The 20,817-nt window shown below is 73.1% G+C and carries 19 protein-coding genes; 7 read left to right on the top strand and 12 right to left on the bottom strand.

Features of this window, described 5'->3' with window-relative positions:
• Window positions 1-91 precede the first annotated feature (91 nt).
• The 5 genes from MUE36_06395 to galU all read right to left on the bottom strand — a co-directional run bounded on the left by MUE36_06395 (window position 92) and on the right by galU (window position 4,703).
• Window positions 92-691: a hypothetical protein gene (locus tag MUE36_06395; GenBank protein ID MCU0310554.1), complete on the bottom strand. Its 600-nt coding sequence runs from the start codon at window positions 689-691 to the stop codon at window positions 92-94.
• A gap of 186 nt (window positions 692-877) precedes the next feature.
• Window positions 878-1,450 carry a cyclic pyranopterin monophosphate synthase MoaC gene (gene moaC / locus MUE36_06390; protein MCU0310553.1) on the bottom strand — a complete coding sequence of 191 codons (573 nt, stop codon included), beginning with the start codon at window positions 1,448-1,450 and terminating at the stop codon, window positions 878-880.
• Window positions 1,451-1,513: 63 nt separating this feature from the next.
• Complete coding sequence (moaA, locus tag MUE36_06385) at window positions 1,514-2,515, bottom strand: GTP 3',8-cyclase MoaA (GenBank protein ID MCU0310552.1); 1,002 nt, start codon at window positions 2,513-2,515, stop codon at window positions 1,514-1,516.
• A 47-nt stretch (window positions 2,516-2,562) separates the two neighbouring features.
• Window positions 2,563-3,819, bottom strand: a complete 1,257-nt coding sequence (locus tag MUE36_06380; GenBank protein ID MCU0310551.1) for a molybdopterin molybdotransferase MoeA — start codon at window positions 3,817-3,819, stop codon at window positions 2,563-2,565.
• Complete coding sequence (gene galU / locus MUE36_06375) at window positions 3,816-4,703, bottom strand: UTP--glucose-1-phosphate uridylyltransferase GalU (protein MCU0310550.1); 888 nt, start codon at window positions 4,701-4,703, stop codon at window positions 3,816-3,818. Before galU ends, MUE36_06380 begins: the two co-directional genes overlap by 4 nt.
• A gap of 168 nt (window positions 4,704-4,871) precedes the next feature.
• Between galU and MUE36_06370 the strand changes: the two genes are divergently transcribed.
• Entirely contained in the window at window positions 4,872-5,216 is a 345-nt protein-coding gene (locus MUE36_06370) for an FmdB family transcriptional regulator (protein ID MCU0310549.1), read from the top strand.
• Between the two features lie 7 nt (window positions 5,217-5,223).
• On the opposite strand, the gene MUE36_06365 is transcribed toward MUE36_06370, so the two are convergent.
• The gene (locus MUE36_06365; GenBank protein MCU0310548.1) at window positions 5,224-5,835 is read right to left on the bottom strand and encodes an SAF domain-containing protein; all 612 of its coding nucleotides are present in this window, start codon (window positions 5,833-5,835) and stop codon (window positions 5,224-5,226) included.
• A 421-nt stretch (window positions 5,836-6,256) separates the two neighbouring features.
• Here MUE36_06365 and MUE36_06360 point away from each other — a divergent pair, with 421 nt between their 5' ends.
• Window positions 6,257-7,081 (top strand): undecaprenyl-diphosphate phosphatase, encoded by an 825-nt coding sequence (locus MUE36_06360; GenBank protein MCU0310547.1) that lies wholly within the window; start codon window positions 6,257-6,259, stop codon window positions 7,079-7,081.
• Between the two features lie 35 nt (window positions 7,082-7,116).
• Here MUE36_06360 and MUE36_06355 read toward each other — a convergent pair whose 3' ends face one another.
• From MUE36_06355 to MUE36_06345, 3 genes are read right to left on the bottom strand one after another with little or no spacing between them, the layout of a single operon-like run.
• A complete protein-coding gene (locus tag MUE36_06355; GenBank protein ID MCU0310546.1) occupies window positions 7,117-8,499 on the bottom strand; it encodes a TldD/PmbA family protein in 1,383 nt (460 codons plus the stop codon).
• Complete coding sequence (locus tag MUE36_06350) at window positions 8,496-9,836, bottom strand: TldD/PmbA family protein (protein ID MCU0310545.1); 1,341 nt, start codon at window positions 9,834-9,836, stop codon at window positions 8,496-8,498. The genes MUE36_06355 and MUE36_06350 overlap by 4 nt, the downstream gene beginning before the upstream one ends.
• Window positions 9,833-11,224 (bottom strand): TldD/PmbA family protein, encoded by a 1,392-nt coding sequence (locus MUE36_06345; protein MCU0310544.1) that lies wholly within the window; start codon window positions 11,222-11,224, stop codon window positions 9,833-9,835. Before MUE36_06345 ends, MUE36_06350 begins: the two co-directional genes overlap by 4 nt.
• A 147-nt stretch (window positions 11,225-11,371) precedes the next feature.
• Between MUE36_06345 and MUE36_06340 the strand changes: the two genes are divergently transcribed.
• Window positions 11,372-11,749: a thioesterase gene (locus MUE36_06340; GenBank protein MCU0310543.1), complete on the top strand. Its 378-nt coding sequence runs from the start codon at window positions 11,372-11,374 to the stop codon at window positions 11,747-11,749.
• A gap of 21 nt (window positions 11,750-11,770) precedes the next feature.
• On the opposite strand, the gene MUE36_06335 is transcribed toward MUE36_06340, so the two are convergent.
• Window positions 11,771-12,733, bottom strand: coding sequence for a hypothetical protein (locus MUE36_06335; protein MCU0310542.1), 963 nt, complete (start codon window positions 12,731-12,733; stop codon window positions 11,771-11,773).
• 143 nt (window positions 12,734-12,876) lie between these two features.
• Here MUE36_06335 and MUE36_06330 point away from each other — a divergent pair, with 143 nt between their 5' ends.
• The 4 genes from MUE36_06330 (at window position 12,877) to MUE36_06315 (ending at window position 19,357) form a co-directional block, all read left to right on the top strand.
• The gene (locus tag MUE36_06330; protein MCU0310541.1) at window positions 12,877-14,013 is read left to right on the top strand and encodes a flippase-like domain-containing protein; all 1,137 of its coding nucleotides are present in this window, start codon (window positions 12,877-12,879) and stop codon (window positions 14,011-14,013) included.
• Window positions 14,010-14,921, top strand: coding sequence for a phosphatase PAP2 family protein (locus MUE36_06325; protein MCU0310540.1), 912 nt, complete (start codon window positions 14,010-14,012; stop codon window positions 14,919-14,921). The genes MUE36_06330 and MUE36_06325 overlap by 4 nt, the downstream gene beginning before the upstream one ends.
• Before the next feature lie 34 nt (window positions 14,922-14,955).
• A complete protein-coding gene (gene dxs, locus MUE36_06320; GenBank protein MCU0310539.1) occupies window positions 14,956-16,824 on the top strand; it encodes a 1-deoxy-D-xylulose-5-phosphate synthase in 1,869 nt (622 codons plus the stop codon).
• A gap of 103 nt (window positions 16,825-16,927) precedes the next feature.
• Window positions 16,928-19,357, top strand: a complete 2,430-nt coding sequence (locus MUE36_06315) for a flippase-like domain-containing protein (GenBank protein ID MCU0310538.1) — start codon at window positions 16,928-16,930, stop codon at window positions 19,355-19,357.
• Between the two features lie 46 nt (window positions 19,358-19,403).
• Here MUE36_06315 and MUE36_06310 read toward each other — a convergent pair whose 3' ends face one another.
• The gene (locus MUE36_06310) at window positions 19,404-19,934 is read right to left on the bottom strand and encodes a MarR family transcriptional regulator (protein ID MCU0310537.1); all 531 of its coding nucleotides are present in this window, start codon (window positions 19,932-19,934) and stop codon (window positions 19,404-19,406) included.
• Complete coding sequence (locus tag MUE36_06305; protein MCU0310536.1) at window positions 19,931-20,767, bottom strand: patatin-like phospholipase family protein; 837 nt, start codon at window positions 20,765-20,767, stop codon at window positions 19,931-19,933. Before MUE36_06305 ends, MUE36_06310 begins: the two co-directional genes overlap by 4 nt.
• Window positions 20,768-20,817: the final 50 nt, after the last annotated feature.

Genomic DNA, 20,817 nt, shown 5'->3' with positions numbered 1-20,817 from the left:
CCGGATCGGATGGTCGGGAGGGGAAGAGAGGCCGGGAGCCGGACCGGGGGCGTCCCCCCGATCAGTGCGGGACGGATCAGTGCGGGACGGATCAGTGCGGGACGGCGACGTAGCGCACGCCGGCGTCACCCGGCAGCGCCCGGCCTGCGCCGTACGTGCCGTCCTGCGGGACCTCGTCCCACGCCTGGTCTCCCCACGCCTCGTCCTCCCCGGCCCGGTCCTGCCAGCTCGGGGCTCGGGCCGGCGGCACCGGCGCATGGGCCAGGTAGCGCACCTTCTCACGCTGCTCGCGCATCCGCTTCTGGGTCTGGACCAGCAGCGCCACGTAGGCGCCGAGCAACACGGCCGCCAGCACGAACAAGAGGCGGAACACGCCGCCCATGACCAGCGCGGCGACCGCCGTGGTGCCGACCGCCACCATCAGGCCGGTGAGGATGTCCTTGCGGCGCTTCTTGGCCGGCGACAGCACCGGCCGGCGCACCACGTCGCCACCGGTCGACGGGGCCAGTCCCACCCGGGCCCGAGCGGCCCCGAGGTCGTGGCGCGCCATGCCGCCCGGGGTGGTGCGCTCGAGCACGGAGAGATGACGGTTGAACGACGAGATCGAGTCGACGCGACGGGTCTCGGTGCGTGACCTGAGCCAGGAGGCCAGGTACAGCGCCCACACCACCGCGAGGATCACCAGCACCACGAATGTCACGCTCCGGGCCTGCGCTTTCGGTGTTCGGGACCGTACCGGGGGCGGCGCTCCACCTGGTGGATGCCCGCCGCCCGCGCCGGCGGTCGGTTCGGATTCGGAAACATTACGGTTCTACTACGACGCCACCGGATCGCGCCACTGCCGACACCTGGCGTTCACCTTCGCCGGGACCCCGGATCACACGTCGTCGAGGTCCAGGCCGAGGCCGAGGTCGTCGTCGCTGCCCGACAGCCCCCCGAGGCCCTCGACCCCGCCACCGTCGACCTCGGCGAGCGGATCGCGCCGATAGGTGCCCGAACGACCGCCGGTCTTCTCCCAGAGCGTGACGTCGCCGATGACCATCGACCGATCGGCGGACTTGCACATGTCGTAGATGGTGAGTGCCGCCACGGTGCACGCCGTCAGCGCCTCCATCTCCACCCCGGTGCGGTCCACGGTCTCGACCTGCGCCTCGACCTCGATGTACCGGTCCTCGATCCGGAAGTTGATGAACACGGACCCGACCAGCAGCGGGTGGCACAGGGGGATGAGGTCGGGAGCCCGCTTGGCGGCCTGGATCCCGGCCACCCGGGCCACCGCCAGCACGTCGCCCTTGCTGATCGAGCCCCGAGCGATCAGCGAGGTCGTGTCGGGCTGCATGAAGACCTTGCCCCTGGCGATGGCCCGCCGGTGGCTGACCTCCTTGGGGGTCACGTCGACCATCCGGGCCCGACCCAGTGGGTCGAGGTGGGTGAGACCGCGATCGGACATGAGAGGCGAGTCTAGGCGGGGCAGCCGACGGCGGCTCCCACCGGATCCGCCCGGGCGGCGGCCTCAGCCGCCGATCTGGCTCATCGACCTCGACGGGCGGATGAAGTGCACCTGGTTGATCTGGTGCCCGGCCCACTTGGCCCCGACCTCGACACGGATGGCATCCGCGAGGTCGTCGTCGGAGGCCCCCGACCGCAGCAGGGTGCGCAGATCCAGCTCTCGGGTCGCGAAGAGGCAGTGACGCAACATCCCCTCGGCGGTGAGGCGGACCCGATCGCACGAGTCGCAGAAGGCCTGGGTGACGCTCGCGATCACGCCGATCTCGCCGGCGCCGTCGAGGTAGCGCCACCGGTCGGCCGGCGCCGATCCACGCGCCTCGGGGCCGACCGGCTCGAGGGGGAAGACCGCGTCGACGGCGGCGACGATCTCGGACTGTCCGACGACCTGGTCGTTGGTCCACTCCCCCTGGGCGTCGAGCGGCATGAACTCGATGAAGCGGACCGTCACACCCGTCTCCCGCCCGTAGGCCGCGAAGTCCACGATCTCGTCGTCGTTCACGCCCCGCATGACCACCACGTTGAGCTTGACCGGCGCCAAACCGGCCTCCAGGGCCGCCTGCACCCCGTCGAGCACCCGCGCCAGCTCGTCGCGCTTGGTGATGTCGGCGAAGCGCTCGGGGCGCAACGAGTCGCAGGAGACGTTGATGCGCCGCAGACCGGCAGCCGCGAGGTCGTGGGCCACCAGGCGCAACGTCGAGCCGTTGGTGGTGAGCGCCAGGTCGACGTCGAGCGCCGCCAGCTTCTCGACGAGCACCGGCAGGTGGGCCCGCACCGTCGGCTCCCCGCCGGTCAGGCGGATGCCGTCGAACCCGAACCGCTCCACGCAGACCCGCGCCACTCGCGCCAGCTCCTCGTAGGTGAGGAGGTCCTGGCGCGGGAGCCACGGCATGCCCTCGGCGGGCATGCAGTAGGTGCAGCGGAAGTTGCACCTGTCGGTCACCGAGATGCGCAGGTCGCGGTGGACGCGCCCGAAGGTGTCGGTCAGCGCGTCCGCGTGCGGGGCCATGGGCGGGGAGGGTAGCGGTCGCGACCCCCGGGAGCCGGTGGCCGATCTCAGAAGCCCAGCGCGGCGTCGAGCAGGTGCACGGTCACCGGCTCCCCCGCGGCGACTCCCGGACCGTCGGGCAGCTCGGCCAGCCCGTCGGCACCGGCCATGGCGGTGAGCTGGTGGGAGCCCTGGGCGCCGGCGGACCGGACGTGCATGCGCCCGTCGACGGCGTCGCGACGACAGGTGACCCGGGCGAAGTGCACCTTGCCGTCGGGGCGGCGGCCCAGGTCCTCGCCGGCGAGCGCCACCACGCTCGGCCGGAACCGGTCGGCCCCGACCCGCCCTGCCATCTGGCGCAGGGCGGGGCGGCAGAACAGCTCGAAGCTCACCATCGAGGAGACCGGGTTCCCCGGGAGGCCGAAGACCGGGACCGTGGTCCCGTCGGCACGCCGCACGGTGCCGAAGGCCAACGGCTTGGCGGGGCGGATGGCGACCTGCATCCAGCGCATGTCCCCGATGCGGTCGAGCACCACCTTCACGTAGTCGAAGTCGCCCATGCTCACCCCACCGCTGGTGACGAGCGCGTCGCACCGCTCGACGCCGTGGCGCAGGGCGACGTCGATCGCCGCCTCGTCGTCGGGGACGAGCCCCAGGTCGACGACGTCGAACCCGGCCAGCCCGATCAGGGCGCGGAGCGCGAGCCGGTTGGAGTCGCGGATCTGGCCGGGGCCGAGGGGGCGTCCGTCGCCGACGAGCTCGTCACCGGTCGAGAGCACCCCGACCACCGGTCGGTGCACGACGGCGACGTCGGTGACGCCCACCGTGGCGAGGACCCCCAGGTGGCCGGCGGTGAGCACCGTGCCTGCCGCCACGACCTCGTCGCCGACGCCGACGTCGTCGCCGACCGGTCGGATGTGCCGGCCCGGCTCCACCTCGAGCGAGACGGCCACCGTGCCCCGCTCGTCGTCCGCCTCGGTGCGCTCGACCATGACCACGGCGTCGGCGCCCGGGGGCATCGGGGCCCCGGTCATGATGCGGGCCGCCTCGCCGGCCCCCACGGCCACGTCGGCGCCGGACGTGCCCGCTCGGACGGTGCCGACCACCCGCAGCTCGATCGGCGCATCGACGTCGGCCCCGACGGTGTCGGCGGCGCGGACCGCGAACCCGTCCATGGCGGTGTTCGCGAACGGCGGCACGGCCTCGCCGGCCACGATCGGCTGGACGGTGACCCCGCCGAGAGCAGAAGGGAGCTCCACGGTGACCGCCGTGCCCGGCCGGCACCCGTCGAGGACGTACGACCGGGCCTCGTCGAGGGGGATCACCGCAGGTCGCGCTTGTCGACCAGGTCGACCAGGAACCGCCGGAACTCGGGCCCCAGGTCGTCCCGATCGAGGGCCAGCTCGACGGTGGCCCTCAGGTAGTCGAGCTTCTTGCCGATGTCGTAGCGACCGTCGCGGAAGACCCAGCCGTAGACGGTCTGGCTGTCGAGGAGGAGGGCGATGGCGTCGGTGAGCTGGATCTCGCCGCCCACGCCGGGTCGGACGTGTGCGAGCGCGTCGAAGATCTCGGGGGTGAAGACGTAGCGACCCATGACGGCGAGGTTGGACGGGGCGTCCTGGGGGGCCGGCTTCTCGACGATCCCCCGGAGCCGGACGAGGTCGTCGCTCAGGATCTCGGGATCGACGCAGCCGTACGACGAGATCTCGTCGGTGGGGAACTCCGAGAGCGCCACGACCGACCGGCCGTACTTCTCGTAGGTGTCGATCATGTCGGAGAGCACGGCCGACTCGCCGACCATGATGTCGTCGCCGAGCATGACGACGAAAGGGTTCTCGCCGACGTGCTTGCGGGCCACCGACACGGCGTGGCCGAGCCCGAGCGGCTCGCCCTGGCGGACGTAGTGGATGTCGGCCATCTCCGCGAGGGCCTGGATCTCCTCGAGGTCGGCCGTCTTGCCCCGCTGCTCGAGGTAGTACTCGAGCTCGAAGTTCCGGTCGAAGTGGTCCTCGAGCGTGCGCTTCCCCCGCCCGGTGATGATCAGGATGTCGTCGATGCCGGCCCGGACGGCCTCCTCCACCACGTACTGGATCGCCGGCTTGTCGACGATCGGCAGCATCTCCTTGGGCTGGGCCTTGGTCGCCGGGAGGAACCGGGTGCCGAGACCGGCGGCGGGGATGACGGCCTTGGTGACTCGGGAGGTGGGCACGGGGGCTCCTCTGTTCGGGGACCCTCGCATGGTAGGGGCCGTCGAGCCGGGGCCGGGGGACGAGGATGCGACCGGCACGGGGTGCCGGGTAGGCTGGCACTCGCACTTGGAGAGTGCCAGCACCGCGTCGGCGGCGCGGGACGATCGGCTGGACCCGGAGGACCACGGATGCCCACCTACGAGTACCGCTGCAAGGACTGCGGACACGAGCTCGAGGCCCAGCAGGCCTTCACCGACGACCCCCTGACCGAGTGCCCCTCCTGCGGGGGACTGCTGAAGAAGCGCTTCGGCTCGGTGGGCATCTCGTTCAAGGGCAGCGGCTTCTACAAGAACGACGCCCGCGGCTCGTCCACCACGACCTCGTCGAGCCCGGGCGACACGGGCGGCACCTCGTCGAAGGACACCGCCACCGCCTCCTCCTCCTCGACCGATGGTGGGAGCACGAAGGCCGACACCCCCTCGGCACCTCCCGCCCCCACCGGCGGCGGATCGTCGAGCTCGAGCGCCGCCTGAGCGGCGATCAGGGCGACGGGCCGACGAGAGCCAACGCCACCGCCCCGTCGAGCACGGCCCGGGCCACCCCGGGCGCCTCAGCGGCCGACACCCCGAGCGTGACCGAACCCTCGTCGACAGCGAGCACGTCCGCGGCTCGCGCGACGCGCCGGGCACCCCCGGCGCCCCGGTCGTCGGGCGCGAGCACCTCGACGAGGTCGCCGACGGCCAGCGCCAGGCCGTCGGGCGACCGGGGCACGGCCAGCGCCCTCGCGTCGGGGTCGAGGAGGGCCGCCGGACCCTCTCCCGAGCCGCCCAGGCGGACCTCGGCCAGCACCTCGCCGACGACGAGCGGCGAGCGGACCACCCGGCCGACCGGATCGACGGCCACGCCGTCGGGCACCGCCACCAGCGGCCGGTCGAGCATGGCGACGTCGCCCGGGCCGATGACCGCGCCGGCGGCCAGCGACCGCGTCACGACCGGCACCGTGCGGTGCTCGCCGTAGGCCGACCGCACGGCGTCGGCCCGCTCCACCAGGGATGCGGCCGCCACCCCGGCGACCACCGCCAACGTCGCGCCGAGCGCCCACCGGCCGGGGAACCGCCGCCACCGCCGGGGGGCCCGGAGCCCTCTGCGCACTGCTCCCACTCGTGTGACCTCCGCTGACCGACGCAGAGGGGGAAGGGCCCAACCCTAGAACGGGGGCCGGGGCGCGGGGAAGGGCCGCGTCGCGGTGGTCGGGATGCCCCGACCACCGGCGGACGCAGGGGTAGCGTCCCCGATCGTGCCCGGACTCCCCTGCCCGCCCCCCGGTCGGCGGGCGGGCCTCCGCAGGGCCCGACGGGCACCAGCTCCCGCCTCGGTCGTCGTCGCCGCCGCCGTGCTCCTCGCGCTGGTGGCAGCCACGTCCTGGACGGGCACGACGAGCCTGGCCCAACCCGCCCCCCCGGCCTCCGCCACCGACCTCACCGGGGGGGAGTCACCTACGCCGGTCACCGCCCGTCCCGACGACGACCCTGCGGTCGACCGGGTGGTGGACACCGACGCCGCCGACTCGGAGATGACGACCTGGAAGGCCGCGGTCCTCGGCATCGTCGAGGGGGTGACGGAGTACCTCCCGATCAGCTCGACCGGCCACCTCCTCGTGACCCAACGCATCCTCGGGATCGGCGAGGACCCGTCGACCAAGGACGCGGCCGACAGCTACGCCATCGCCATCCAGTTCGGCGCCATCCTCGCCGTCCTCGTGCTCTACCGACGGCGGATCGCCACGATCGTGGCCGGGCTCCTCGGCCGCGACGCCGAGGGCCGACGGCTGCTCGTGGCGTTGGTGCTCGCCACCGCGCCGGCGGTCGTCATCGGCCTCGTGTTCGAGCGACCGATCAAGGACAACCTGCTCGGCCCGTGGCCGGTGGTGGCCGCCTGGGCGATCGGCGGCGTGGTGGTGCTGGCCGTGGCCGACAAGGTGCGCGCCCACCGACCGGGGTTCGCGCTCACCGCCATGGGCCCTCGACAGGCGCTCGTCATCGGTGGGGCCCAGGTGCTCGCGATGTGGCCGGGCACGAGCCGGAGCCTGGTGACGATCCTGGCTGCCCTGGCGGTGGGCGCCACGCTGGTCGCCGCCGTGGAGTTCAGCTTCCTGCTCGGTCTCGTGACCCTCGCCGGAGCGACGCTCTACGAAGCCACCACGAACGGGTCGATGATGGTCGACGCCTACGGCTGGGTCGATCCGATGGTCGGGCTGCTGTTCGCGTTCGTCTCGGCCGCGCTGGCCATCAGATGGATGCTGAACTGGTTGCAGACCCGGAGCCTCGCCGTCTTCGGTTGGGAACGCCTCGCCGCCGCCGCGCTCACGGTCGGCCTGCTCGCCACCGGGGTGATCTGAGCGATCGTCCCGGTGGTTCTGGCGAGCGAGGAGCCCTACGTACCGCTGAGGCTGACGTCGCCGAACACGATCGTCGGACAGCCCGTGCCGCTCGGCAGCCACTCGACGTCGTCACCGACCGCCACCACGCCGAGCAGGAGCTTCTGGAGCGTCGAGGCGATCGTCACCTCGCGCACCGGCTCGGCCAGCTGCCCGTCCCGGATCATGAGCCCCTCCACCCCGACCGAGACGTCGCCGCTGACCGGGTTGACGCCGGAGTGCCAGCCGGTCATCGACTGGACGTGGAGTCCGGTCTCGACGCCGGCGACGAGCTCGTCCTGGGAGCCGGCGCCGGGGGACACCGCGAGGGCATGGCACCCGACCGACGGGGTCGACGACACGCCCCGGACCGCGGAACCGGTGGACGCCACTCCGGCGCGGCGAGCCGTCGCCGAGTCGTACAGGAACGCCTGGAGCACGCCGTCGGCCACGAGGACGTTGCGGCGACAGGCCAGACCCTCACCGTCGAGCGTCTCGGCACCGTAGGACCGGTGATCGGTGGGATCGTCGACGAGGGTGAGCAGCGGCGACGCCATCTGGTCCCCCAGCCGGTCGGCGAAGGGCGAACGGCCGCGCAGCACCCGGTCGCCGCCGAGAGTGGACCCGAGGAGGCCGACCACGGCGGCGGCGATCCGGGGCTCGAGCACCACGGCGAGGCGTTGCGAGGCGACCGGGCGGGCGCCGAACAGGCGGACGGCGCGTCGGACGGCGTCCCCGGCGGCCTCGTCCAGGTCGAGCTCGTCGGGTGAGAACGCGACGGTGGATCCCGCCCCGGTGTAGGTCTCGGTCCCGTCGCCGGCCAGGGCCAGCGCGCCCATCGAGCACCACGCCGAGCGACCCGATCCGGCGATGCCGGTGCTCGTCGCCACGGCGACGTGGCTGCTGGAGTCGGAGAACGACGCCACCCGGACGCCGGTGATGCGAGGATCGCCGGCCCGGACGCGGGCCTCGAGGTCGAGGGCCAGGGCCACCTTGCGCTCGGTGGGGAGGGCCGCGACCGCGGGATCGAACGGGTCGAACGGAACGGGGGCCACCCCGTCCGGCTCGGCCAGGCCCACCCACTCGTCGGGCTCCGCGAACGAGGCGTTGTCGCGGGCGTCGGCGAGCGTCTCGGCGACGACCCCGGGATCGAGGGTGCCCGCCCACGCGAAGCCCTGGCGGTGGTCGCGCACCACCCGGATGCCGATCCCCGCGGTGGTGGCCGACGAGAACGACTCGATCTCGCCACCGTGGGCCTTCACGCTCGTGTAGGAGGAGCGGGCCACGAAGGCCTCCACCTGCTCGCCGGACGCGGCCCGGGCCGCGATGGCCGTGGCCGCCGCGAGGAGATCGGCGCACTGCTGGTCGGGGGCGTCCATTCCGGTCGGGCCGGCCGTCACGCGCCGGAGACGGTGACGTCGCGGATCACCAGGCTGACCCCGGCGGCGTTCATCGGCAGCCACTCCAGATCGCCGCCGACGGCGGTCACGTCGAGCAGCATCCGCTGCAGGGTGGACGCGATCGTGAACTCCCGGACCGGATCGGCCAGCTCGCCGCCCCGGATGCGCAGTCCCTCGGCCCCCGTCGAGAAGTCGCCGCTCACCGGGTTGACGCCGGAGTGCAGTCCCGACACGTCCTGGACGAGGACGCCCTCGCCCACCTGCGCGACGAGCTCGGCCTGGTCGGCGGTGCCGGGGAGCACGGTGACGGCCATGCACCCCACCGAGGGGGTCGACGAGTAGCCGCGGACGGCGTTGCCGGTGCTGGTCGTCCCCGCCCGGCGGGCGGAGTACGCGTTGTGGACGAACCGATCGAGCACCCCGTCCGCGATGAGCACGTTGCGGCGGGTGGCGAGACCCTCCCCGTCGGTGTCGGTGGCGGTGAAGGCGCGGGGGTCGGTCGGGTCGTCGACCAGGGTGAGCAGCGGCGACGCCACCTGCTCGCCGAGCCGATCGGCGAACAGCGAGCGCCCCTTGGCCACGGCCTCGCCGTTGAGGGTGTGCCCCAACAGCCCGAGGAACTGCGCGGTGACCCACGGGTCGAGCACCACGGTGACCCGCTCGCTCGGCGGCTTGCCGGCGCCGAGGAGCCGGGTGGCGCGCTCGGCGGCGTCGGCCGCGGCGCGGGCCACGTCGAGGTCGTCGATCTCCCGGCCGACCGAGAACCCGAAGCCGGTCTGGGTGTCGGGGCCGTCGCTGGCCATGGCGTAGGTCGCCACGTAGCAGCTCGAGTCCCGGCTGAGGCTCCGCAGTCCCGTGGTGGTCACGATGGCGGCCTCGGACAGCGAGTCGACGTACTCGGCGGATTCGATGCCCGAGATCCGCGGGTCGGCGGCACGCACCGCCCGCTCGAGCTCGACGGCGAGGGCGACCTTGTCGTCGGTGGGCCGCTCGGCCAACGACGCCCGGTACAGGTCGAGCTCCGCGGGGGCGACCCCGTCGGGCTCGGCCAGCCCGGCATGGTCGTCGACGGTGGCGAAGCGGGCGTTGTCACGCGCTTCGGCGAGGGTCTCCCCGAGCACGTCGGCGTCGAGGCTGCCGGCGTAGGCGAAGCCCTGGCGACCCCCTACGACGACCCGCACGCCCAGGCCCTCGGACTGGGCGGAGCTGAGCGACTCGACCTCACCCTCGAAGACCTTGATCTCGGTGTCGAGCCCTCGCACCACGACGGCCTCCACCTGCTCGTCGCCCGCGGCCATGGCGACGAGGCGGTCGGCGATGTCGAGCAGGTCGCTCACGCCGCGGTGCCGCCGATCGTCAGGCTCGACACGCGGAGGGTGGGTACGCCGTCGCCGACGGGAACGCCCTGGCCGTCCTTGCCGCAGGTGCCGGGCGGGCCCATGGCGAAGTCGTTGCCGAGGGCGTCGATGCGCTGCAGCACCTCGGGGCCGTTGCCGATGAGGTTCCCCTCCCGGAGCGGCTCGGTGATGCGGCCCCCCTCGATGAGGTACGCCTCGGTCATCCCGAACACGAAGTCGCCGGTGGCGGTGTTGACCTGCCCGCCGCCGAGGTGCTGGACGAGCACACCCTTGTCGGTGGAGGCGATGATGGCATCGGGATCCTCGCCGCCGGCGAGCAGGTAGGTGTTGGTCATCCGCACCATCGGGAGGTGCTGGTAGCTCTGACGGCGCCCGTTGCCGGAGCTGGGGCGACCCTCCTTGCGGGCCCGCAGCAGATCCCACATGTAGTCGCTGAGGTAGCCGTCCTCGATCAGCACGTTGCGTTGGGCGGGGTTGCCCTCGTCGTCGATGGCGAGGTTCCCCCACTCGCGTTGCATCGTGCCGTCGTCGACCACGGTCACCCCGGGGCTCGCCACACGCTCGCCGACGCGTCCCTTGAACACCGACGCGCCCTTGCCGACGAGGTCGGCCTCGAGTCCGTGGCCACAGGCCTCGTGGAAGAGCACGCCGCCGCCACCGCTGGCGATCACGACGGGCATCTGACCGCTCGGGGCGGGCCGGGCGCGGAGCTTCGTGACCGCCCGGGCCGCAGCCCGGGCGGCGAGCTCGTCGACGTCGTACATGTCGAAGAGCTCGAAGCCCACGGTGTGTCCGATGCTCTCCCGGCCGGTCTGCATGCCGGCGTCGCCGGTCGCGACGCAGTTCACCGAGAAGAAGGTGCGCACCGTGTCGTCGCCGGCGAGGACACCGTCGGAGTTGGCCACCAGGATCCGCCGGCGACTGTCGCCGTAGCTCACCGACACCTGGCTGATGGCCGGGTCGGAGGAGCGGGCCACCTCGTCGGCCCGGGAGAGCAGCTCGACCTTGCGGGCCTTGGCGACGTCGGCGGGATCGACCTCGATCGAATAGCCGCGGTCGGCTTCACGGCGCGTCAGTGCGACCGTGCGGGTGCCCCCTCCCCCACCTCGTGCGGCCGCCGCCGCGGCCTCCGCCGCCGCCGACAGGCCGGCCTCGGTGAGGTCGGCGGTGTGGGCGAACCCGGTGGTCTCCCCCACGACGACGCGGATGCCCGCCCCACGGTCGCGGCCCGAGGTGAGCTCTTCGACCCGCCCGTCGTCGAAGAGCGCCGAGGACGACCGCTTGTCCTCGGCGAACACCTCGGCGAACTCGCCGCCGGTGCGAAGCGCAGTGGCCAGCACCCGGTCGATGACAGCTTCGTCGATCACGCCGTGGTCCTCTCCGTTCGCCGCCGGCACGGGGGCATCCGACAGCATCGTTGTCGTGGGGTAAGTGAAACTGTCGGCCAAGCCGGTCCGGAGGTCGGCGCTGCGGCCGGCTGGCCCACAGGTGGTGAGCGACGTAGCGTACCGGCGATGCCCGTGGAAGTCGGCCAGTCAGCCAGCATCGGACTGCTCGTCACCGATGCCGACACCGCGATCGCGCTGCGCTCCGGTGAGGTCGCGGTGCTCGCCACCCCCCGGCTGATCGCCCTCTGCGAGGAGGCGGCGATGCTCGCCGTGGCGGGCGAGCTGGGCACCGGCGAGACGACGGTGAGCATGAAGGTGCAGATCGATCACGTCGCCCCTTCGGCGGTCGGCCACCGGGTCACCGCTGACGCCACCGTCGAGAAGGTCGTCGGCCGACGCGTGGCGTTCACGGTCTCGGTCAGCGACGAACGGGGGCTCGTCGCCGCGGGACGGGTGACCCGGGTGATCGTCGACGCCGAGCACTTCGTCGCGAAGACGCGCTGAGGCGCCCGGCGGCCGCCGGGCTCAGTTGCCGAGGTCGGGCAGGAGGGGCGACACCGCCGACCCGGGCCCGTCGAGCGACTCGACCGGTGTCACCTGCTCGGCGGGCGGCACCGCGATGACCACGGGCTGGTCGGGTGCGAGGAGATCGGCGCGGACGACGACCGTCCCCTGCCCCGGCCCGCCCGACCCGTCACCGAGCGTGACACCCTCGAGGGCGAACTGCACCCTGCGCACGAGCCCTGCTCCGTCGATCCAGACCACGAACGGGACCTGGCGCACGGTGATCGCGTCCAGACCCTCCGTCGCTCGGGCCTGCTCGTCGGCGGGCAGCTCGGCGACGAGGCGCTCGAGATCGATCGTCCCCTCGTAGCGGGTGGCCTCGACACCGTCGATCTGCTCGCCCCCCGCCGCCGTCACCTCGTCACCGACCCCCTCCAGGTAGGCGATGAAGCCCCGGGCCTGGTCGAGGCGGTCCAGCCGGAGCGGGTCGGCGAAGCCGCCGGCAGGATTGCCCACCGCACCGTCGAGGGTGGTCGACACCCATGGTGTCGGGCTGTCGACCAGCTCCAACACCGGCGAGCGGAGGTAGAGCTCGGTGCCGTCGACCACGGCGACCGAGGGCTCGTCGAAGAGCCCTGGGAGCAGGGCCGCACCCAGACGACCGACGCCGCCCCCGAGCACCCCGGCCACCTCGGTGAGGTCGACCGAGACGGTGGCGCGATCGGCGGCGACGTCGAACGAGCCGTCCACCGTGACCTCGGCACCGTCCTGCGGCGCGAGGACGCCGTCGAAACCTTCGAACGAGGTCGTGACGACGGTGCGGCCGGACGTGACCTGCCCGGTGCGCTCGGCCGCCTCGCGCACGACCGCACCGGAGACCTGGCGCGCCTCGGCGTCGGACGTGACCGACCCGCATGCGGCTGCGGTCATCACCAGCGCGGCGGCCACCGCCGCCACCGCCGTCCGTCGCCGACCTCTGGTCATGGGATCCTCCGTCCGTCGCAGCGTGGGTACGCCGTCACGACCGGTGAGGGTACCGGCGGCCCGGTCCGTACGGACCGCGGCGACCGGCCGGTCCCGGCGACTCGAAGGGCGCGGCGCCGGCCGAGTTCGTACACTGAAATGCCATGTCCGCTGCGTCGCGCCCGATCGAGGACCGACCCTCGGACCAGCCGCGCCGTGGCGAGCCCGAGCGCGACCCGGGCGCCGAGCTCGTCGACCTCTCCGAGCGCACCGTGGCCGAGCTCCTCACCGCCGAGGCCGACGCCACCCTTCCCGACCCCGCCCGCCCGTCGCGTCCGCCCGCCCGTCGCCGGGCCGTGCTCGCCGCCCGACTGGCCGCCAGCCTCGCGATGCTCGGGATCCTCTACTGGCGGATGCCCGACTTCGACCCCGGCGAGCTCGTCCCGGAGTGGACCTCCCGCAGCGGCGTGCTGATGGTCGGGGCCTTCGCGCTCACCGCGATCGCCATCGTCCTGTCCGCCCTGCGCTGGCAGAAGGTCCTCGAGGCCCTCGACATGCCCACCGCTCTCCGCCGCCTGGTGCCGCTCTACTTCGCCGGCCAGTTCGTCTCCAACGTCCTGCCCACCACCGTCGGCGGCGACGTCCTGCGGGTCTCCCGACTCAGCAAGGACAACGGCGACGCCCCCGACACCTTCGCCTCGGTCGTGCTCGAACGGCTCAGCGGGTGGCTCGTCCTCCCCCTCATCACCTTCATCGGGTTGACGATCAACCCCGGTCTCTGGGAGTTCGGCCGGACAGCGGCACTCGCCGCATTCATCGCCCTGGGCACGCTCGCGGCGCTGGTCGCGATCCTCGTCCTCGCCGACCACCGGAGCTTCGGGGGCCGCTACACCACCGCGCAGGGGTGGCGCCGTTTCGTCGGTGCGGTCCACCTCGGCGTGGGCGGCCTGCGCCACCACCCGTGGGCCACGACCTGGGTGATCGTCGTCGGCATCGCCTATCAGTTCGTCCTCTGCCTCGCGGCGCTCCTGGTGGCCGAGGCCCTCGGCATCAACGACATGGGCCTCACCCCGCTCCTCGCCTACTTCCCCGCCGTGCTCATCGCCCAGGTCCTCCCGATCGGCATCGCCGGGCTGGGCATCCGCGAAGCAGCGTTCGTCATCTTCCTCACCCCGCTCGGCGTCCCCGCCGAGCAGGCCGTGGCGCTCGGCCTGGTGCTCTACCTCGTGAACGTGGCCGTCAGCCTGCTCGGGGTTCCGTTCTTCGCCGTCGGCGGACGAGGTGCCGCCACGGCGCGATGAGCACTCCCTCCGACCATCGGGCCGGCGCGGGGCCGGCCGCCGTCCCCACCGCGCCGGACGAAGGAGCGGCGCCGAGGCGTCGTGTCCGCCTCTGGCGGGAGGTGGCCTACATCCTCGGCTTCTACGCCCTCTACTCGTTCGTCCGCAACCAGTTCGGCTCGGCGTCGACGGACCCTGCGGAGGCCTACGCCAACGCGGTGCGGGTCATCGACGTCCAGCGAGCGCTCGGGATCTTCAACGAAGCAGTCGTCCAGTCGTGGTTCACCAGCTGGGACGGACTGCTCTGGGTCGTGAACGTCTACTACGGCACGCTGCACTTCCTCGTCCCGATCGGCGTGCTCGTCTTCCTCGCCCGCCGCCACGCCCAGGCCTATCCGCTGTGGCGCAACACCATCCTCGCCACGACGGGTCTGGCGCTCGTCAGCTTCGCCCTGTTCCCGCTGATGCCGCCCCGCCTGCTGTGCGACTGCCCGTACGGTGCCGGCCCCGCCGCCGTCGCCGACGGCCTGCCCGCCTTCGTCGACACGCTCGCCGTCCACGGCGGGCTCTGGTCGTTCGACTCCGAAGCCATGCAATCGGTGTCCAACCAGTACGCGGCCATGCCGAGCCTGCACGTCGCATGGGCACTGTGGTGCGCGCTGGCCCTGCTCCCCTTCCTGCGCAGCCCGTGGGCGAAGGCCCTGGCCCTGCTCTACCCCGTGGCGACCATCTCGGCGGTCGTCATCACGGGCAACCACTACTGGCTCGACGCCGCGGGGGGCGCGGTGGTGCTGGCCGCCGGCTACGGCGTCGCCCGGTTCGTCCAGGCCGTGATGGTGAACCGTAGAGATGATGCCGATACCGTGACGGTCGACTTCGCCGCCGCAGGTCGCACCGGCCCCTCGGAGCCGACGACGCCCGACCGCTGACGGCCGCTCGACCACCCAGGACACCCACGCTTCCATGATCCTCGAGACCATCTCGTCGCCCGCCGACCTCAGAGCGCTCTCCCACGAGCAACTCGAGGTGCTCGCCGCCGAGATGCGCACGCTCATCGTCGAGGCGGTCACCGCCAACGGCGGTCACCTCGGGTCGAACCTCGGCGTCGTCGAACTCACCCTCGCGCTGCACCGGGTGTTCGACTCGCCCCGCGACATCATCCTCTGGGACACCGGCCACCAGACCTACCCCCACAAGATGGTCACCGGCCGGGCCAAGGGCTTCGAGAACCTGCGGCGGGCCGGGGGGATGTCCGGGTACCCGTCCCGCGACGAGTCCGAGCACGACTGGATCGAGAACAGCCACGCCTCCACCGTGCTCTCCTACGCCTACGGCCTCGCCACGGCGGAGGCGTCGAGCCAGGGCAGCGGCCGCCGGGTCGTGGCGGTCATCGGCGACGGCTCGATGACCGGCGGCATGGCCTTCGAAGGGCTCAACAACCTCGGCCACTCCGGCCGTGACTGCATCATCATCCTCAACGACAACGGGCGCTCCTACGCCCCGACGATCTCGAAGCTCGGCGAGAGCCTGGTCAAGATCCGCAACAACCCGGTGTACATGCGACGCCAGGCCCGGCTCGAGAAGGCGTTGGCCGAGATGCCGGTGGTGGGCGGTCTGGCCGAGCGGGGCATGGAGGCCACCAAGGCGGCGATCCGGGAGCTGTGGGAGCCCCACGCCTTCTTCGAGACGCTCGGGGTCCGCTACGCCGGGCCGTTCGACGGACACGACATCGCCGCCCTCGAGGAGGCACTGCGCAACGCCTGCGAGATGAGCGGCCCGCAGGTCCTGCACGTGCTCACGCAGAAGGGTCGGGGGTACGGACCGGCCGAGAACGATCCGATCAAGCGCCTGCACGACATCGGCCAGCCCAAGACCGGCAGCTACACCGCCGCCTTCACCGAGGCGCTCATCGCCGAGGCCGAGGCGCACCCCGAGATCGTCGCCATCACCGCGGCGATGCCCGACTCCACCGGCCTGCTGCCCTTCGGCGAGCGGTTCCCCGACCGGGTGTTCGACGTGGGGATCGCGGAGCAGCACGCCGTCACGTCGGCGGCGGGCATGGCCATGGGCGGGCTGCGACCCGTCGTGGCGGTCTACTCGACCTTCCTGACCCGGGCCATCGACCAGGTGAACCTCGACGTCGGGCTGCACCGCCAACCGGTCATCTTCTGCCTCGACCGGGCCGGGGTCACCGGCGACGACGGCCCTTCGCACCACGGCATCCTCGACATGGTGCTGCTCACCAAGGTCCCCGGGATGACGGTGTTCGCACCGTCCTCGTACCAGGAGCTCGGCCAGATGCTCCACGACGCCATCGCCATCACCGACGGCCCGGTGGCCATCCGGTGGCCCAAGACCGCGGCCCGTCAGGTGGGGCCCGGTGAGGTCGGCTCGGGGCTGAGGGCCCGACGCCTGCGCCGGGGCGACGACCTGTGCATCATCTCGGTGGGCAAGATGCTCGACGCCGCCGAGGCCGCCGCCGACCTCCTCGAGGCCGACGGCGTCTCGGTCACCCTCTGGGACACCCGGGTCGTGAAGCCCCTCGACCAGGCGATGCTCGACGACGCCGGCCGGCACCCCTACGTCGTGACCTGCGAGGACGGGCTGCGCCAGGGCGGCATCGGCATGACCATCACCGACCGCCTCGCCGAGCTGACCGTGGGGCGACCCGAGCCGCGGGTCCGGGTGCTCGGCGTCCCGTCGCAGTTCCTGTCCCACGCCAAGCCCGACGCCATCCTGGCCGACCTCGGTCTCGATACCGCCGGGATCGTCGCCTCGGCGGTGTCGCTCATGGCCGCTGATCACCCCGAAGGGGCCTCCGCCCCCGTCTGAGGCCGCGGACCGGGGTCGGGCCCCCGGCCCGTCCATCCTCGGTCCGGGCGGCGCGATCGCCGAAACTGTCCGGGCCGTCGGCCCGTGACCGGAGGGGAGGGACATGGCCGCCACGGAGCACCACGACGTCATCGTGTCGCGCGCCGGTCGCGCCTGGCTCGGATCGGTGTTCGGCACCGTCCCCGTCGACCCGACCCGACGGGCGGCGGGCGACGTCGGGCGGCTCGTGCTGGCGGGGTTCGGGATCTGGCTCTGCCTACGGACGAGCCCCGAGCTGTCGACCCTCGACGACGTCGGCCTCACCGTCGCGAGCGAGATCGGCGACCTCGCCGACGGGCTCCTGGTCGGCCTCTACTGGCTCGGCGTGATCGTCCCGGGCCTCGCCGTCGTCGTGGCCAGCCTGGTCACCCGTCGCAGGCGTCTCCTCCTGGCCGCCCTCGGATCGGTGGCGGTGGCGCTGGCCGGCGGGTTCGCTCTCGGCACCGCCGTCGACCTCCCGTCCGCGACCACGATCACGGGCGCGGGGCTGACGTGGGAGGGCGGCGAACCGACCCTCCCGGTCCTCGCCGTGGCCCTGGCCGCGGCGGTCGTCTTCGGAGCCCTCCCCTTCCTGATGCGCCCCACGAGGTTCATCGCCCTCGGCGCCCTCCTGGTCGCCGTGGCGTGCGGGGCGCTGTCCGGGGAAGCCCTGACGTCCGTCGTGCTGGCCAGCACCCTCCTCGGCTGGGGGGCGGCGGCGCTGGTCCACCTCGCCCTCGGCGCCCCCGAGGGCGGGCCGGGGATCGCCGACGTCACCATCGCCCTCGCCGAGATCGGCGTACCCGTGACGTCACTCGTGGCGGCCCCCGACGACGAGCCGACGCACCGCCAGTTCCGGGCGACGTCGGCCGACGGTGAGGAGCTGTCGGTGGTGGTCGTCGGCCGCGACGCGACCCGCTACCGCACCTCCCGGGCCCTCGTCCGCCGCCTCTGGTACAAGGAGAGCGGACCCGCCGTCGGGACCACCCGCCTGGCCATGGTCGAGCGCCGTGCCCTGTTGATGCTGTTGGCGGAGCGCAACGGCGTGGCCGTCCCCCGTCTCGTGGCGATCGGCACGGCGGGACCGAACGACGACGCGCTGGGGGTCACCCTCACCCCCACGGGCACGCCGCTCGACGAGCTCCCCGGGGAGCTCGTCACCGACGGGGTCCTCGACGACCTCTGGGGCAACGTGAAGCGCCTGCACAGGGCAGGCATCGTGCACGGTGACCTTCGCGCCCACGACATCGTGGTCGACGCGGACGGCGCGACCGTGCTCGTCGGCTTCGGCTCGGCCGCACCGGCCGGCCGCGGCGCCAGGATCGACATCGACGACGCCGCCCTGCTGGTCACCACCGCCTCGGTGGCCGGGGCGGACAGGGCGCTGGCCGCGTACCAGCGCGTGTGCGGGGCCGACGCGCTCGCCTCGCTCCTCCCCGTGCTCGAGGCGGCCGCGTTGCCACCGGGGGTCCGCCGTTCGACGGGCGGGGCCCGCAAGGCGATGAAGCGGCTGCGCGAGGAGGCCGCCGACATGTTGGGGGTCGAGCCTCCCGCCCTCGAGGAGCTGCGCCGCGTGGCACCGGCCAGCCTGGCCATGGCTGTCGGCGGCCTGCTCGGCGTGTACCTCGTCGCCGGGGAGCTCTCGGACGCCGGGGGCATGCGGTCGATCCTGGCGGGGGCCGAACCGTGGTGGGTGCTGGTGGTGGCCCTCGTGTCCCAGACCCCGCAGCTCGCGCAGGCCGTCGCCATGCTCGGCTCCGTGGTGCAGCAGATCCCCCTCGGATCGGCCACCGCCGTCCAGTTCGCCAACCAGTTCATGGGACTGGTCGGGGGCACCGTCGCCACCACCGCCCTCGTCATCCGGTACTTCCAACGCCTCGGCCTGGGTGCCGCGGTGGCGATCAGCTCCGGCGTCCTCAACACCGTGGCGACCATGGTGACCCAGGTCGTGTTGGTGGCCGCCGGGCTGTGGCTGTCCCGCGGCGACTGGCAACGCACCGGCGTGCTCTCCGGGGGAACCGGGTCGAGCTCGGGCAGCGACATCATGTCGATCGTCGTCATCGTCGCCTTCCTGGTCGCCGTCGTGCTCGTGCTCCCCCGGCTGCGCCACCGCGTCGGCACCATGCTCCGCCCGCACGTCAAGGTCGCCACCGACAACCTCCGGGAGGTGCGCCACCAGCCCGGCAAGGCGCTCCAGCTCTTCGGGGGCAACGCCGCGTCACAGATCCTGTTCGCCATGACCCTCGGCGCCGCGCTGCTGGCCTACGGCGAGTCGCTCCCCCTCATGCAGCTCGTGGTGATCAACTCGTTCGCGTCCCTGCTCGGCGGCATCCTCCCCGTGCCCGGTGGCCTCGGGGTCATCGAGGCCGGTCTGATCGCCGGGTTCGTGGCCGCCGGGATCCCCCAGGACCAGGCCACCGCCGCCACCTTCACCGCCCGGCTCTTCACCGCCTACCTCCCCCCGCTGTGGGGGTGGGTGTCCCTGCGGTGGTTGCGCGGCCACGACTACGTCTGAGCCCGACGGCCTGATCGACCGGGTGCCGATCGCCCCAGTGGTGCGGTCAGCCGTCGGTGCCGGTCCGACGGGGGCGCTGCGTCCGCGTCCCCGGCACGGCGCGGAGGTCGCTCACCAGCCGGTCCAGCTGGTCCACGAGGTCCCCGAGTTGCGCCGGTGACCAGTCCGCCAGCTGCTCGGCCATGAGCGCATCGTTGGCGGCATCCACCCGACGGTGGGCGGCCCTCCCCGCCGGGGTGACGGCGATGACGCTCGCCCTCCCGTCGGCCGGATCGGCCCGGCGGACGACGTAGCCCTCGGCCTCGAGCGCCTGGACCTGGCGGGTGAGCGCGGCCGGCTGCATCCGTCCGGCATCGGCCAGCTCGCTCATCCGAACCGGTCCGGAGTCGATCACCCGGCCGAGCACGCTGAAGGCCGCGAAACCGATCGACACCCCGGACCGGGCGGCGTTGAGACGGTCCAGACGGGAGCTGCCGGTGATGCGGTGCAGCGACTGGAGTGCGTCGCGGAGACGACGTCGGGCCTCGACGACCTCGGCATCGTCATGGAAGCGACCCGCAGGGGGTCCTCCGCTCACCCCCACACCTCGGCGACGGCTCGGGCCACCGCCGGGCCCTGGGCCCGGCCGGCCCGAGCCGACGGTTCGCGCGTGGCGGGGTGCAACGGGTTGGTGCCGAACGCCGCCACGCTTGCCTCGTCGGCCACGACGACGGCCACGTCCGAGCCCTCGGCCTCCAGCGCCTCGATCTCGTGGTGGATGCTCCCGGCCAGTCCCATGGCGATCGGGGCGACGACGACCACCCGCTCGTGGCCGGTGGCGAGGTCGGCGTTCACCGTCGACCTCACACCCCCGTCGATGTAGCGCCGGTCCCCGATGGTCACGGGTGGCCAGACGCCCGGCACGGCGCAACTCGCCCCCACGGCGTCGACGAGGCTGACGCCCGACGTCCGGTCGAACGGGACGAAGTCGCCGTTGGCGGCGTCGACGGCGGTGATGACCAGGGCCCGGTCGGGCCACTCCTGCACCGGGAGGCGGGCCTCGATGATCGCCCGACGCTCGGCTTCCGGCACGGTCTCGGCGGCGAGCGCCAGCGCCCCGAGACGCCGACGCAGCTCGTGGGGCTCGGGCCGGTCGGCGAAGAGCTCCATCATCGTGACGACGAAGGCCTCGGTGTCGAAGTCGACCGCCTTCTCCGCCGACTCCGACAGGGGACGGAGCTGACGCGCCTGGAGGTCGACCAGCGCGAGCCCGGTGGTGACCTGGGCCGCCACCACGGATCCCGCCGAGGTGCCCACGACCAGGTCGGCGTCGGTCAGGTCCACCCCCGCCTCGGACAGCCCCAGGAGGAGCCCCGTCTCCCAGGCGACGCCGGCCACGCCTCCGCCGCCCAGCACCAGTGCCTTGCCCATGCCAACCTCCGGGGATGGCGGGGCCGGCCGCGTCACGCGACCGGCCCCGG

It is taken from the genome of Acidimicrobiales bacterium (assembly GCA_025455885.1).
Classification (GTDB): Bacteria; Actinomycetota; Acidimicrobiia; order Acidimicrobiales; family Acidimicrobilacustridaceae; genus Rhabdothermincola_A.
Note: the sequence above shows the minus strand (reverse complement) of the source record. Positions and strands in the feature narration are given on the sequence as shown.

Bases quoted from the DNA above. Each gene is read 5' to 3' on its own strand.
- MUE36_06360 (MCU0310547.1), top strand. From the start codon at position 6,257: ATGACGACCTGGAAGGCCGCGGTCCTCGGCATCGTCGAGGGGGTGACG.
- moaC (MCU0310553.1), bottom strand. From the start codon at position 1,450: ATGTCCGATCGCGGTCTCACCCACCTCGACCCACTGGGTCGGGCCCGG.
- MUE36_06370 (MCU0310549.1), top strand. From the start codon at position 4,872: ATGCCCACCTACGAGTACCGCTGCAAGGACTGCGGACACGAGCTCGAG.
- dxs (MCU0310539.1), top strand. From the start codon at position 14,956: ATGATCCTCGAGACCATCTCGTCGCCCGCCGACCTCAGAGCGCTCTCC.
- MUE36_06340 (MCU0310543.1), top strand. From the start codon at position 11,372: ATGCCCGTGGAAGTCGGCCAGTCAGCCAGCATCGGACTGCTCGTCACC.
- MUE36_06325 (MCU0310540.1), top strand. From the start codon at position 14,010: ATGAGCACTCCCTCCGACCATCGGGCCGGCGCGGGGCCGGCCGCCGTC.
- MUE36_06315 (MCU0310538.1), top strand. From the start codon at position 16,928: ATGGCCGCCACGGAGCACCACGACGTCATCGTGTCGCGCGCCGGTCGC.
- moaA (MCU0310552.1), bottom strand. From the start codon at position 2,515: ATGGCCCCGCACGCGGACGCGCTGACCGACACCTTCGGGCGCGTCCAC.
- MUE36_06330 (MCU0310541.1), top strand. From the start codon at position 12,877: ATGTCCGCTGCGTCGCGCCCGATCGAGGACCGACCCTCGGACCAGCCG.
- MUE36_06305 (MCU0310536.1), bottom strand. From the start codon at position 20,767: ATGGGCAAGGCACTGGTGCTGGGCGGCGGAGGCGTGGCCGGCGTCGCC.
- MUE36_06335 (MCU0310542.1), bottom strand. From the start codon at position 12,733: ATGACCAGAGGTCGGCGACGGACGGCGGTGGCGGCGGTGGCCGCCGCG.